The 12248-nt window shown below is 63.9% G+C and carries 13 protein-coding genes; 5 read left to right on the top strand and 8 right to left on the bottom strand.

Features of this window, described 5'->3' with window-relative positions:
• Nucleotides 1-95 precede the first annotated feature (95 nt).
• Together PSET11_RS12340 and PSET11_RS12335 are read right to left on the bottom strand one after the other, a co-directional pair.
• The gene (locus PSET11_RS12340; RefSeq protein WP_124092625.1) at nucleotides 96-1712 is read right to left on the bottom strand and encodes a solute symporter family protein; all 1617 of its coding nucleotides are present in this window, start codon (nucleotides 1710-1712) and stop codon (nucleotides 96-98) included.
• Nucleotides 1709-2089 carry a DUF485 domain-containing protein gene (locus tag PSET11_RS12335; protein WP_124092624.1) on the bottom strand — a complete coding sequence of 127 codons (381 nt, stop codon included), beginning with the start codon at nucleotides 2087-2089 and terminating at the stop codon, nucleotides 1709-1711. Before PSET11_RS12335 ends, PSET11_RS12340 begins: the two co-directional genes overlap by 4 nt.
• 175 nt (nucleotides 2090-2264) lie before the next feature.
• Between PSET11_RS12335 and PSET11_RS12330 the strand changes: the two genes are divergently transcribed.
• Genes PSET11_RS12330 through PSET11_RS12315 form a run of 4 tightly spaced genes read left to right on the top strand, consistent with a single transcriptional unit; the run spans nucleotide 2265 to nucleotide 5992 of the window.
• Complete coding sequence (locus tag PSET11_RS12330; RefSeq protein ID WP_124092623.1) at nucleotides 2265-3437, top strand: sensor histidine kinase; 1173 nt, start codon at nucleotides 2265-2267, stop codon at nucleotides 3435-3437.
• A 34-nt stretch (nucleotides 3438-3471) separates the two neighbouring features.
• Nucleotides 3472-4188 (top strand): LytR/AlgR family response regulator transcription factor, encoded by a 717-nt coding sequence (locus PSET11_RS12325; protein ID WP_124092622.1) that lies wholly within the window; start codon nucleotides 3472-3474, stop codon nucleotides 4186-4188.
• On the top strand, nucleotides 4185-4535 hold the full coding sequence (locus PSET11_RS12320) for a DUF485 domain-containing protein (RefSeq protein WP_124092621.1): 351 nt from the start codon (nucleotides 4185-4187) through the stop codon (nucleotides 4533-4535). The genes PSET11_RS12325 and PSET11_RS12320 overlap by 4 nt, the downstream gene beginning before the upstream one ends.
• Nucleotides 4532-5992 carry a sodium/solute symporter gene (locus PSET11_RS12315; RefSeq protein WP_124092620.1) on the top strand — a complete coding sequence of 487 codons (1461 nt, stop codon included), beginning with the start codon at nucleotides 4532-4534 and terminating at the stop codon, nucleotides 5990-5992. Before PSET11_RS12320 ends, PSET11_RS12315 begins: the two co-directional genes overlap by 4 nt.
• 9 nt (nucleotides 5993-6001) lie before the next feature.
• On the opposite strand, the gene PSET11_RS12310 is transcribed toward PSET11_RS12315, so the two are convergent.
• The 6 genes from PSET11_RS12310 to rpsB all read right to left on the bottom strand — a co-directional run bounded on the left by PSET11_RS12310 (nucleotide 6002) and on the right by rpsB (nucleotide 10951).
• The gene (locus PSET11_RS12310) at nucleotides 6002-6586 is read right to left on the bottom strand and encodes a DivIVA domain-containing protein (RefSeq protein ID WP_124092619.1); all 585 of its coding nucleotides are present in this window, start codon (nucleotides 6584-6586) and stop codon (nucleotides 6002-6004) included.
• 64 nt (nucleotides 6587-6650) lie between these two features.
• Nucleotides 6651-7568 (bottom strand): phosphatidate cytidylyltransferase, encoded by a 918-nt coding sequence (locus PSET11_RS12305; protein WP_124092618.1) that lies wholly within the window; start codon nucleotides 7566-7568, stop codon nucleotides 6651-6653.
• Nucleotides 7568-8125: a ribosome recycling factor gene (gene frr / locus PSET11_RS12300; RefSeq protein ID WP_124092617.1), complete on the bottom strand. Its 558-nt coding sequence runs from the start codon at nucleotides 8123-8125 to the stop codon at nucleotides 7568-7570. Before frr ends, PSET11_RS12305 begins: the two co-directional genes overlap by 1 nt.
• 127 nt (nucleotides 8126-8252) lie before the next feature.
• Nucleotides 8253-8990 carry a UMP kinase gene (gene pyrH / locus PSET11_RS12295; protein ID WP_124092616.1) on the bottom strand — a complete coding sequence of 246 codons (738 nt, stop codon included), beginning with the start codon at nucleotides 8988-8990 and terminating at the stop codon, nucleotides 8253-8255.
• A gap of 106 nt (nucleotides 8991-9096) precedes the next feature.
• On the bottom strand, nucleotides 9097-9933 hold the full coding sequence (gene tsf, locus PSET11_RS12290) for a translation elongation factor Ts (protein ID WP_124092615.1): 837 nt from the start codon (nucleotides 9931-9933) through the stop codon (nucleotides 9097-9099).
• A 124-nt stretch (nucleotides 9934-10057) separates the two neighbouring features.
• Nucleotides 10058-10951: a 30S ribosomal protein S2 gene (rpsB, locus tag PSET11_RS12285; RefSeq protein WP_124092614.1), complete on the bottom strand. Its 894-nt coding sequence runs from the start codon at nucleotides 10949-10951 to the stop codon at nucleotides 10058-10060.
• Between the two features lie 446 nt (nucleotides 10952-11397).
• Between rpsB and PSET11_RS12280 the strand changes: the two genes are divergently transcribed.
• A complete protein-coding gene (locus PSET11_RS12280; RefSeq protein ID WP_124092613.1) occupies nucleotides 11398-11898 on the top strand; it encodes a M23 family metallopeptidase in 501 nt (166 codons plus the stop codon).
• Nucleotides 11899-12248: the final 350 nt, after the last annotated feature.

Genomic DNA, 12248 nt, shown 5'->3' with positions numbered 1-12248 from the left:
GCGGTTTTTTTTTAAAAACCCCCCGCCGCCCCCCCCCCCCCCCCCTATTTTTCGGGGGGGCGGCGGCTCTCCTGTTTAAAGGTAGTGCTGTGGTGCTAGTGCTCGGTAGCCTTCTCCGCACCCACACCGGTCAACGAGCGAACTTCCATCTCTGCCTGCTTGGTACTGTCCTCGCGGTTCTTGTCCAGGACGGTCCCCAACCAGCCGAGCAGGAACGCCAGCGGGATGGATACGATACCCGGGTTGCTCAGCGGGAAGATGGCGAAGTGCGCGTCCTTGATCATGGACGTGGCCGAGCCGGACACCACCGGGGAGAAGATGATCAGCACGATGGCCGAGCCAAGTCCGCCGTACATGCTCCACACCGCGCCCTGGGTGGTGAAGCGCCGCCAGAACAGCGAGTAGAGGATGGTCGGCAGGTTGGCGGAGGCAGCCACGGCGAACGCCAACGCCACCAGGAAGGCCACGTTCTGGCCGTTGGCGAAGATGCCGCCCAAAATAGCCAGGACGCCGATGACCACCACTGTCCGCCGCGCCACCTTGACCTCTGTGGCGGCGTCGGCCTTGCCCTTGGAGATGACGCTGGCATAGATATCGTGCGCAAAGGAGGCTGCGGCGGTAATAGTCAGGCCAGCCACCACGGCGAGGATGGTGGCGAAGGCCACCGCCGAGATGAAGCCCAACAGCAGCGGGCCGCCCAGGTAGAAGGCCAGCAACGGGGCTGCCGAGTTGACGCCGCCCGGTGCGGACTTGATGGTGTCAGCGCCTACCAGTGCTGCCGCGCCGTAGCCCAGGACCAGGGTAAACAGGTAGAAGAGGCCGATCAACCAGATGGACCACACCACGGATTTCCGAGCTTCCTTGGCCGTTGGCACGGTGTAGAAGCGCATCAGGACGTGGGGCAGCGCCGCGGTACCGAGGACCAGGGCGAGGCCCAGGGACATGAAGTCAAGCTTCGACGTGTCGCTCTTGCCGTACTGCAGGCCAGGGTTGAGGACAGCCGGGTTGTTGGCGGTTTCGACGGCGGCGCCCAGCAGGCTGGAGAGGTTGAAGCCGTAGATCGCCAAGACCCAGACGGTCATGACTCCGGCGCCTGCGATCAGCAGGATGGCTTTGATGATCTGCACCCAGGTGGTGCCTTTCATGCCGCCGATGAGTACGTACATGATCATCAAGGCGCCTACGACGATGATCACCAGCGCCTGTCCGCCCCAATCGCTGATGCCGAGGAGGAGGGAGATGAGGCTGCCGGCGCCGGCCATCTGGGCCAGCAGGTAGAAGAAGCAGACGGCCAAGGTGGAGATGGCTGCTGCGATACGGACGGGCCGCTGCTTGAGCCGGAACGACAAGACATCCGCCATGGTGAACTTGCCGGTATTCCGCAGCAGCTCAGCGACCAGGAGCAGCGCCACCAGCCACGCCACCAGGAACCCAATGGAGTACATAAAGCCGTCGTAGCCGTTGATGGCGATGGCACCGGTGATGCCGAGGAACGATGCGGCGGAAAGGTAGTCGCCCGCAATGGCGGTGCCATTCTGGGATCCGGTGAAGGACCTGCCGGCCGCGTAGTAGTCGGCTGCGGTCTTGTTGTTCCGGCTGGCACGGAACACGATCACCATGGTCACGGCGACGAACAGGCCGAAAATGCCCATGTTGAGCAAAGTGGTGTCTTTGAGGGCGGCAACGTCAATGGCCGCGGCAATACCGATCATTTTTTGGCTCCGCTCACTGGTTTGCCGTTCGCATCGAACTCGTGGCCTTCAATTTCGTTCCTGATCTCCGCGGCGATGGGGTCCAGCCGACGGTTGGAGTAGCTGACGTACCATCCTGTGATGGCGAACGTGGTGACGAATTGGGCCAGGCCCAGCAGCAGGCCAATGTTGATGTTGCCCCAGACTTTGGTGGACATGAACTCCACCGCGTAGTCGGCCAGCAGGACGTAGGCGAAGTACCACAGCAGGAAGACCACTGCCATGGGGAACACGAAACTGCGGTGCCGCTTGCGCAGCTCCTGGAATTGCTCGGACGCTTGGACTCCCTCGAAGTCCACGGACGCGGGAGCGTCCGGAGTGTGGGCATCGTTACCCATTGGTTCCTCCTCATTGAGTGTTACCCCTGCACACGGTGCCGCTGGCAGCCGTCCCAGCTCCCCAGCATTGTGTGATTGCAATCACTCTGCTGCCGTGGGTGGGGACAATCCAGTGAAGGGTCGTTCAGCGGCAGGGATGCTGCGGCAAGCGGCACCCACGGCTACGCTGGGCACCATGCTGGACTCCCCCCTCCTGACCGCGGCCGCGGTGGCGGTGATCGCCATGGCCATTGCCGTCGTCGTCGGCGTGGGCCTTAAGGTGCTGCGATCCTTCCGGGACCTGGGCACCGACGCCGAGCGCGCCACCTACCACACGCTGCACGCGGCCTCGCAGGCAGGCCAGCATCTGCGTCGAGGCCTGAACCCGGCCGGCGCCACGAAAGCGGGCCGACAACTGCGCGCCTTGCTTGGCAGCGACGCGCTGGCGATCACGGACACCACGGCGGTCCTGGCCTGGGACGGTGCCGGCGAGGAACTGCGCCCAGCGTTGATGACCATGGCTGCAGACGTCCTGGCCGGCGGCCGGACCGCTGTCTTGCCTGCCCAGCACGGCACTGGCTTGGCCGCCGTGATCGCGCCGGTACGCGCCGGTACCCGGGTGGTGGGCGTCGTCGCCGCTTTCGCACCCGTGACCAGCGCTGGCCTGGTCCGCGCCACCGGCGAGGTGGCCGATTGGGTGGCCGTGCAGGTGGAACTGGCGGAGCTTGACGCCTCCCGTTCGCAACTGATGGAGGCCGAGCTCCGGGCGCTGCGAGCCCAAATCAGCCCGCATTTCATTTACAACTCGCTCAATGCAATCGCCTCATTCATCAATACCGACCCCGCCCGCGCCCGGGACCTGGTGGTGGAGTTTGCCGACTTCACCCGCTACTCCTTCCGCCGCCACGGTGACTTCACCACGCTCGCGGAAGAACTCCGTTGCATTGACAGGTACCTGCTGCTGGAGCGGGCGCGGTTCGGCGACCGCGTCCAGGTGAGCCTGCGGGTGGCGCCGGAGGTCCTCAGCACCATCATTCCGTTCCTGAGCCTGCAGCCGCTGGTGGAGAACGCCGTCCGGCACGGTTTGGAGGCCAAGGTGGGGCCGGGCCATATCAGCATCACCGCCAACGATGCGGGCGCGTACTCTGAGGTCACCATCGAAGATGACGGAATCGGCATGAACCCGGCCCAGCTTCAGTTGGTCCTTGCCGGGCACAGCGACGGCGAGCATGTGGGCCTGCGCAATGTTGATGCGCGGCTCCGCCAGGTGTACGGACAGGAGCACGGGTTGGTGATCGAGACCGCGCCTGGCGAGGGCACCCTGATCACCATGCGGGTGCCCAAATCCCAGCCAGGCCACGAGACGTGACCGGTGCGGGCCGGTCGGAAAGTACCCTTGGAGGATGATTAATGTCCTCGTCGTTGATGACGAGCTGCCCGCCGTTGATGAACTCGCGTTCCTGCTGGGCCGTGACGATCGCATTGGAAAGGTCTACCGCGCCACGTGCGGAGCCGACGCACTGCGCGCCCTAGCGACCGCCCAAATCGACGCCGTCTTCCTCGACATCCACATGCCCGAGGTCTCCGGCTTGGACATCGCACGGGCCATCGCCGGGAGCAGCCGGCCACCCGCCGTCGTGTTCGTCACCGCCGATGAGGACCATGCCCTAGCGGCCTTCGAACTCGCCGCGGTCGACTACCTCCTCAAGCCCGTACGCCTCGAACGGTTGGCACGCTCAGTAGGGCGGATCAGTGAATTGCGCGACGGCGGTGACGCACCCGAGATGATCACCGTGGACCTGGGCGGCAGCACCAAAATGATCAGGCGCGACGACGTCACGTACGTCCAAGCGCAGGGCGACTACGCGCGGCTGCACACCGCCGAGGCCAGCTACCTGATTCGAGTCCCGCTTGCCGATCTCGAGCAGCAGTGGGCCGATGCCGGTTTCCTGCGGACGCATCGGTCCTACCTGGTGGCCTTGAAACACGTCACCTCCATGAAATTGGCGGCCGACGGGCCGAGCGTCACGGTGGCTGGTGCGGGCCTGCCAATCTCCCGACGACACCTGCCGATCGTGCGGGAAAAGCTCGAAGCCACCCGGATCAGGCCGCAGGCATGACCCGGATTCGCGTCACCGCACCGGTCTCGGCACCAGGACCCGCTAAGGAAAGTCGGGAGGCCGCGCAGGAGTCGGACGTTGGCCAGGTGTTTGTCCAGTCCCTGATCCGGTCCCAGCTGCGGTTGGCGATAGTGGTCGCGGGTGGGTTCCTGGTGATCCTCGCCGCCTTCCCACTCATCCTGGCTGCCGTTCCGGGCCTGGCCGAAACCAGGGTGGCGGGGATTCCGTTCAGTTGGCTGCTCCTGGGGGCCGGCATCTATCCGGTGATGGGCCTGGCTGCCTGGCTTTTTGTCCGCTCGGCCCAACGCAACGAGGCCCGCTACCGGGACCTCGCCGAGGACCAATGAAGCCCGGAATCGCGTTGCTGGCGGTGGCTGTCGTGTCACTGGCCACGGCGGCAATTGGCTTTTACGGCCTTCGGGTTTCCCGCACCACTGGCGACTTCTATGTCGCGTCCCGGACAGTGCCGCCGTGGTGGAACGCCTCGGCAATCGGCGGCGAGTACCTCTCAGCGGCGAGCTTCCTGGGCGTGGCAGGACTGATCCTGCTGTCCGGCACCGACGCCTTGTGGTTCCCTGTTGGCTATACCGCCGGCTACCTGATGCTGCTGTTGTTCGTCGCGGCACCACTGCGTCGCTCCGGAGCGTACACCATCCCGGATTTCACCGAGGCCCGGCTGGATTCGGTGGCTGTCCGCAAGGTCACGAGTGTGGTGGTGGTGCTGGTGGGCTGGTTGTACATCGTCCCGCAACTCCACGGCGCTGCGCTGACCATCCGGATCAGCACCGGGCTGCCCTCCTGGGCGGGTTCGGTGGCCGTTGTTGTGGTGGTCTGCCTGACAGTAGTCTCGGGCGGGATGCGCTCCATCACCTTTGTGCAGGCCTTCCAGTACTGGCTGAAGCTGACTGCCTTGGCGCTGCCCATCCTGTTCATCATCTTTGTGCTGGCCGGCACCAACACCCCGGCGGTGGCAGCACCCGACGTCAATCCCGGCGGCGCCGCTCCGGCCGGGCTGTACCAGAACGTATCGCTGCTGGTGGCGCTCCTGTTCGGCACCCTGGGCCTGCCGCACGTCCTGGTCCGCTTCTACACCAACCCCGATGGCCAGTCCGCCCGCCGGACCACCCTGATCGTGTTGGGTCTGCTCTCCGTGTTCTACCTCTTCCCCACCGCCTACGGCTATGTGGGCAGGATGTTCACCCCGGGCCTGGCCGGGCAAGCCGACGCAGCGGTCCTGCTCATGCCGGGCACGCTGGTGGGCGGCACCGCCGGTGACCTGCTCTCCGCCCTGGTGGTGGCTGGCGCGTTCGCGGCTTTCCTGTCCACCACGTCCGGGCTGGTAGTGTCACTGGCCGGCGTCATCAACCAGGACGTCTTGGGCGGCGGCGTCGGCGGGTTCCGCGTCGCAGCGGTCATTTCCGCCGTCGTACCCCTGGGTTTTGCGCTCATGACGGATTCGCTGGCCCTGGCGGGAAGCGTGGGGCTGGTGTTCGCGTTTACCGCCTCCACCGTCTGCCCGGTGCTGTTGCTGGGGATCTGGTGGCGCGGGCTGACCGACGTGGGCGCCATCGCAGGGATGGTGACCGGCGGCCTGCTGTGCGGCGGTGCGATGATCGCTGGCGCCATCGCGGGCGCAGCCAACATCCCGGGCTGGCTCGCGCAACCCGCGGCCTGGACCGTGCCGGCGGCGTTTGCCGTGATGGTGCTGGTGTCGCGGGCCACCGCGCGCCGCGTCCCCGGAACCATGGCGCGCGTCATGACCAGGCTGCACACGCCGGAACGGCCCTTGGCTACCGAGCGCTGAGACGGAGGTCTAGTCGATGGCGGCCATGAGTTCCACGGCCCGATCCAAGAACGCATCCACCTGGGTCTCTTCGTAACCCTCAGCGCCGACCGCCGGACGGAAGACGGCCCGGCGGACATTGTCCACGCTCAAGGGCTGGTCGCTCTCCAGGTAACCCACCAGGTCCCGGCACAGCCGGTCCACGTCGCCCACATGGTAGCTGCGTGCCTTGTTCTTGGTGGGGCGGCGGAACCGTTCGCCGTCGGGCCGGTTCAGTCTCCCGCGAAGAACGGCCGACAGGGTGCCGATCTCGCGCAGCCACGCCTCTTCGCCACCGGCGGCAATCAGGTCATCCCGTTCCCGGCGGGCAAAGGCGTCTTCGAGGCGATCCAATGCTGGGTCCACCATGGCTGCGGAATAGCCGCCCTTGACCGGGTCGAACGACACTGCCCGGACGTCGAGGCTGGTGACGGCCCTGCTGGCCGGGTCGACGGTTTCGAGCGACTGCCGGGACCGCTGCAGGAACTCGTCCACCTGCTTGGCGTTGTAGCCGTACTCGCTGCGGGGCACGCGCTCAAAAGACGCCGGAATCTGCCGCTGGTTCTCCACTGCCATGTTTCCTTCACTGCTGACTGGGCCCTGGTCCACATTTGCTGTGTGGAGGCGGGCGGATTCTTGGTTAGGCCCCGGCGAACAGGCCGTAAAGGACAAAGACCACTGGCGAGGCAAACACAATGGAGTCCAACCGGTCCATCACCCCGCCATGACCGGGCAGGATGCTGCTCATATCCTTGACGCCCAACTCCCGCTTGACCATGGATTCTGCCAAGTCACCGATCGTAGCAGCGGCTACTGCACCCACCGCCATGATGACGCCCACCCACCAGGGCTTATCGAGGATGAACAGGCAGGCCAGGACGCCAACCAGGACAGCACCGGCCACGGAACCAGCAAATCCCTCCCACGATTTCTTGGGGCTGATTTTGGGTGCCATGGGGTGCTTACCCAGCGACGCGCCCACCAGGTAGCCGAACGTGTCATTGGAAACCACCAGCAGGAGCATGACCGCCACCTGCCAAGCGCCGGGGGGTACGACGCCGTCAGGCCACAGTCCCAGCGGGGTAGCCCCACCGGCAACGTGGAGGGGCAAGGCCGCGAAGCTGATGAAGAACGGCACCCAGCCTAAGGTGAAGACGCCGGCGAAAATACTGTTGACAGAACCTGCTGCGCCTTCGATCGATCGCCAGACGAGGACAGCCACCGAACTGACCAGCATCGCGAACAGCAAGGCCTCCACGCCGCCCAGATACGCCACAAAGGGCATGGCAACTGTTCCGGTCATGACGGGAACAATCGGCATCCTCGTGCCGTTGGCCTCCAGCGCCCGGAAGATCTCCCACACGCCAAACACACCGAACGCCGTGGTCACGGCCACGAAAGCCAGCGGCAGGAATAAGAGCCCACCCAGCACGGCCAGGAGCATGGCAAGCCCCACCACGACGGCGGCAGGCAGGTTGCGCCCGGCCTTTGGGGTGGGGTTCGGCCTGGCTTGCCGCCCCCGCATGGGCAGCCCGGGCACCTTTTCTGCCTGGCTCATCAGACCTCGAGCAGCTCAGCTTCCTTGCGCTTGAGCAGTTCGTCAATGCCGTCCACGTGGGACTTGGTCAGGCCGTCGAGTTCCTTCTCGGCCCGGTTGCCCTCATCCTCGCCCGCCTCGCCATCCTTGACCAGGCGATCCAGGGTTTCCTTGGCCTTGCGGCGGATGTTGCGGATGGCGATCTTCGCATCCTCACCCTTGGTTTTGACGATCTTGACGTATTCCTTGCGGCGTTCCTGGGTCAGATCGGGGATGGTGATCCGGATGACGTTGCCGTCGTTGGAAGGGTTGGCGCCCACCTCCGAGTCACTCAGGGCCCGCTCAATGTCGCGCAGGGCGGTCTTGTCGAAGGGCGTGATCAAGATGGTCCGTGCATCCGGGATGGCGAACGAGGCCAACTGCTGCAGCGGTGTTGGCGAGCCGTAGTAATCCACCAACACCTTGTTGTAGAGGCCCGGGTTTGCGCGGCCGGTGCGAATAGACGCGAAGTCGTCCTTGGCCACCTCGATTGCCTTATCCATTTTCTCTTCGGCTTCGAGCAAGGTTTCTTCGATCACGGCATCTCCTCTAATTCTGGTGCAGACCGGAGCGCCGGCTCCATGCACACGCGTAGTTCACTGGTGCTGTTCCCTGCCCGGCTCGGTGGCTGGGAAGGGAATTGTCCTGAGTTCATCCTAGCCGTAGCTAGGCGCTGACCAGGGTGCCCAACTTCTCGCCCTGAATGGCGCGGGTGACATTCCCCTCGCCCTCCATCCCGAAGACCACCATGGACAGTTTGTTGTCCTTGCACATGGTCATAGCGGTCTGATCCATCACCCGAATATCGCGGCGCAGCGCGTCATCGTAGCTCAGGGTTTCAAGGCGTTCGGCGGTGGGATCCTTCTTCGGGTCAGCGGTGTAGACAGCGTCCACCCCGCTCTTGGCCATGAGGACCACGTCAGCGTGGACTTCAAGGGCACGCTGGGCTGCGACCGTGTCCGTGGAGAAGTAGGGCAGGCCCGCCCCTGCACCAAAGATGACAACCCGGCCCTTTTCCATGTGCCGGATAGCGCGCCGCGGAATGTAGGCTTCGGCGACCTGGCCCATGGTGATGGCGCTCTGCACGCGTGTTTCGACGCCGGCCTGCTCCAGGAAGTCCTGCAGGGCCAGGCAGTTCATGACGGTTCCCAGCATGCCCATGTAATCGGCGCGGGAACGGTCCATGCCGCTTTGGGATAGTTCGGCGCCGCGGAAGAAATTGCCGCCGCCCACCACAATGGCGACCTCGACCGCGGGAACGGCAGCAGCGATCTGCTTGGCAACGCCGCGGACGGTATCGGGATCAACACCGAGTTTCCCGCCACCGAATACTTCGCCGGAAAGCTTGAGTAGTACCCTGCGCTTGGTCTGTTCTGGCTGGCTTGCAGTGTTGACGGCTTCCATGGTGCCTTCCCGTTGATACGTCTGAAAAAAGGTTATCCTGCCGGACCCGTGCCCGTTGCATGCAAAAGGGGCGGCCACCGCAGTGGCCACCCCTAGGCAGGTATTACTAAGCGCCGACGCGGAAGCGTGCGAACGCGGTTCCCTTGACGCCGGCCTCTTCGAGGACCTGCGCCACAGACTTCTTGGCGTCCTTCGCGAAGGACTGGTCAACCAGGACCTCGCCCTTGAAGAAGCCCGTCACGCGGCCTTCAACAATCTTGGTGAGGGCAGCTTCGGGCTTGCCTTCAGCCTTGGCGGTTTCCTCGGCGATGCGACGCTCGGATTCCACCAGCTCGGCCGGAACATCCTCACGGGTGAGGTAGTTCGGTGCCATGGCCGCGATGTGGACGGCAACGTCATGGGCTGCAGTTGCAGCACCTTCGCTGTCGCCATCAACGGCGAACAGGACGCCAACCTGCGCAGGCAGGTCCTTGGACGTCTTGTGCAGGTAGGCGTCAACGGTTGCGCCCTCGATGCGGGAGATCCGGCGAACAACAACCTTTTCGCCCAGGATGGCGCCCTCTTCGACAACCACCTCGGCGAGCGGCTTGCCGTCAACGTCAGTTGCCAACAGTGCTTCGAGGTCGGCAGTGCCGGACTCAACAGCAACGGTCAGGACCTTGTCGGCCAGCTGAATGAACTTGTCAGCCTTGGCAACGAAGTCGGTTTCGCAGTTGACCTCGATCATGACGCCGACGCCGTTGCTGACCTTTGCGGCCACCAGGCCTTCAGCGGTGGAGCGACCCTCGCGCTTCGTGGCACCCTTGAGGCCCTTGATGCGGATGATCTCGATGGCCTTCTCGGCGTCGCCGTTGGCCTCGTCAAGAGCCTTCTTGACATCCATCATGCCGGCGCCGGTGCGCTCGCGCAGGGCCTTGATGTCCGCGGCAGTGTAGTTCGCCATGTGAACCCCTCTGTCTAGAAATTTGATGTGGTGTACGGACTGACAGGACAGCAGCCCACGTGGTGGGCGGCCATCCTGTCAGCAGCTCCGGCTGCGAACAGCGCGGAGAATCCAGATTTACTTGTTACTTGGCGTCTTCGGCCGGAGCCTCGGCAGCGGCCGGAGCTTCCTCTGCAGCCGGGGCTGCTTCTGCCGGAGCAGCTTCCGCAGCGGGGGCTGCGTCGGCGGCGGGAGCTGCAGCAGCTTCCTCTGCCTTGCCTTCGAGGAGCTCGCGCTCCCACTCGGCCAGCGGCTCTTCCGGAGCTTCGGTTGCGCCGGTGCCACGGTTGTTGCGGGCGATGAGGCCTTCAGCCACAGCGTCTGCAACAACACGGGTCAACAGGTTCACGGAGCGGATGGCGTCGTCGTTACCCGGGATCGGGAAGTCAACTTCGTCAGGATCGCAGTTGGTGTCCAGGATGGCCACAACGGGGATGTTGAGCTTCTTGGCTTCGTCAACGGCGAGGTGTTCCTTTTTGGTGTCCACGATCCAGAGCACGGACGGTGCCTTGGTCAGGTTGCGGATACCACCGAGGTTGGATTCCAGCTTGGTCAGCTCACGGCGGAGGAGCAGGAGCTCCTTCTTGGTGTAAGCGGAACCGGCGACGTCGTCGAAGTCGATCTCTTCGAGTTCCTTCATCCGCTGGATACGCTTGGCGACCGTCTGGAAGTTGGTCAGCATACCGCCGAGCCAGCGCTGGTTCACGTAGGGCTGGCCCACGCGGGTAGCCTGCTCGGCAATTGCTTCCTGAGCCTGCTTCTTGGTGCCGACGAAGAGGACAGTGCCGCCGTGTGCAACGGTGGCCTTGACGAACTCGAAGGCGCGGTCGATGTAGGACAGCGACTGCTGGAGGTCAATAATGTAGATGCCGTTGCGCTCCGTGAAGATGAAACGCTTCATCTTCGGGTTCCAACGGCGGGTCTGGTGTCCAAAGTGGACGCCGCTGTCAAGCAGCTGGCGCATAGTTACGACGGGCATGCCGACGCTCCTTCCGGCAGGTCATTCATGAGAGAGCCCGGAGGCTTCTTACCCTGCCAATAGTTGACGGTTGATTAGCGTGGCCCAGGTTGGGCCGTGCTCCTGGCATCCATCGCTCGTCCCATCAGAACCAAAGGTCCTGACCGAGGGATGAACGATCCGCCGACAAGAAGGCCAAGGCCTTCACCCGCCGGCGGGCAGGATGCGCGTAGTCAGCCCGCTACTCCCCCACACTCCTGAATGAGATGTGCCGACGCGTCCGGACATGCGCATACACCACGAAGGTGAATCGCTAGGCTGAAGGCGTTGAGGGCGCAGCAAACTGCTCCGACAAGTGTACTACAGCGGCCTCGCTCCCATGGACCCTCCAGGGCGTTGCCCTGGGCTCTTTCCACATACGCGAAAATCTTCTTCCACCGCGCCGTACAGGCCCGGATGCTGAAGAAATGAAGGTACTACGAGCTCTAGCGGTCCTGCTGCTCTTGCCTGGCCTTGCCGTGGGCCCCCCGACCCTACTCACAGCAAAACCTGACTGGCAGTGGCCCGTAGCCCCGCGTCCAGCAGTGTTGAGACCTTTGGATCTGCCACCTCAACCGTGGCTCAGTGGTCACCGGGGCGTGGACCTCGGCATGATGTCCGACGGCGGCCTGGTTTACTCCCCAGCAGCAGGCACCGTCAGTTTTGTGGGCGTGGTAGTTGACCGCCCAGTACTCACCATAGACCATGGCAGCGGCCTGCGCAGCAGCTTCGAACCCGTAACGAGCACTCTGCCCCTTGGTGCCATCGTCGTCAAGGGGCAGGCCATTGGCACGGCCAATATAGGCCATTGTGACGCTATTCCATGCCTCCACTGGGGCGTGAGGCGCGGGGATGACTACCTCAACCCACTTTATTTCGTCATGGATTTGAGACCTTCGGTTCTGCTGCCCGTCGATGTCACGCCATAGCTTGAATCCAGCTTTTTCCCAGTAAACACAAGGGAATGTGTGCACTCCGGGCATCGTGGGCCCCGACCCCGGCAACCCTACTGGCGAGTATCCCCTCCCGCGCAGTGCCAGAAAATATAACGTTTTGATATGGACGGGCATTTCCATGCACTGATATGGTCAGCCTGACTAATGAGTCTGCTATTCTGCGTCCGCTCCCCCTCAAATACAACACTCCCCGACCCCCACCCACGCGGGGCAAACGAGAGCGGGCCTTTTCCATGCCTTAAAACAGTCCCGCTTCCGCCGCCCGTTCCGCCAGATTAAAACCACGTATTGAAACCGGCATAACGATGCTTGTTTTGGCGTCC

Origin of the sequence: Arthrobacter ulcerisalmonis (assembly GCF_900609065.1) — a bacterium.
Taxonomy (GTDB): Bacteria; Actinomycetota; Actinomycetes; order Actinomycetales; family Micrococcaceae; genus Arthrobacter; species Arthrobacter ulcerisalmonis.
Note: the sequence above shows the minus strand (reverse complement) of the source record. Positions and strands in the feature narration are given on the sequence as shown.

What these genes read in the sequence shown, in the direction of transcription:
- PSET11_RS12310 (WP_124092619.1), bottom strand. Translation starts at nt 6,586, where the DNA reads ATGGCAGTGGAGAACCAGCGGCAGATTCCGGCGTCTTTTGAGCGCGTG.
- rpsB (WP_124092614.1), bottom strand. Translation starts at nt 10,951, where the DNA reads ATGCCCGTCGTAACTATGCGCCAGCTGCTTGACAGCGGCGTCCACTTT.
- PSET11_RS12315 (WP_124092620.1), top strand. Translation starts at nt 4,532, where the DNA reads ATGAAGCCCGGAATCGCGTTGCTGGCGGTGGCTGTCGTGTCACTGGCC.
- PSET11_RS12320 (WP_124092621.1), top strand. Translation starts at nt 4,185, where the DNA reads ATGACCCGGATTCGCGTCACCGCACCGGTCTCGGCACCAGGACCCGCT.
- tsf (WP_124092615.1), bottom strand. Translation starts at nt 9,933, where the DNA reads ATGGCGAACTACACTGCCGCGGACATCAAGGCCCTGCGCGAGCGCACC.
- PSET11_RS12330 (WP_124092623.1), top strand. Translation starts at nt 2,265, where the DNA reads ATGCTGGACTCCCCCCTCCTGACCGCGGCCGCGGTGGCGGTGATCGCC.
- PSET11_RS12305 (WP_124092618.1), bottom strand. Translation starts at nt 7,568, where the DNA reads ATGAGCCAGGCAGAAAAGGTGCCCGGGCTGCCCATGCGGGGGCGGCAA.
- PSET11_RS12325 (WP_124092622.1), top strand. Translation starts at nt 3,472, where the DNA reads ATGATTAATGTCCTCGTCGTTGATGACGAGCTGCCCGCCGTTGATGAA.
- PSET11_RS12280 (WP_124092613.1), top strand. Translation starts at nt 11,398, where the DNA reads ATGAAGGTACTACGAGCTCTAGCGGTCCTGCTGCTCTTGCCTGGCCTT.
- pyrH (WP_124092616.1), bottom strand. Translation starts at nt 8,990, where the DNA reads ATGGAAGCCGTCAACACTGCAAGCCAGCCAGAACAGACCAAGCGCAGG.
- PSET11_RS12340 (WP_124092625.1), bottom strand. Translation starts at nt 1,712, where the DNA reads ATGATCGGTATTGCCGCGGCCATTGACGTTGCCGCCCTCAAAGACACC.
- PSET11_RS12335 (WP_124092624.1), bottom strand. Translation starts at nt 2,089, where the DNA reads ATGGGTAACGATGCCCACACTCCGGACGCTCCCGCGTCCGTGGACTTC.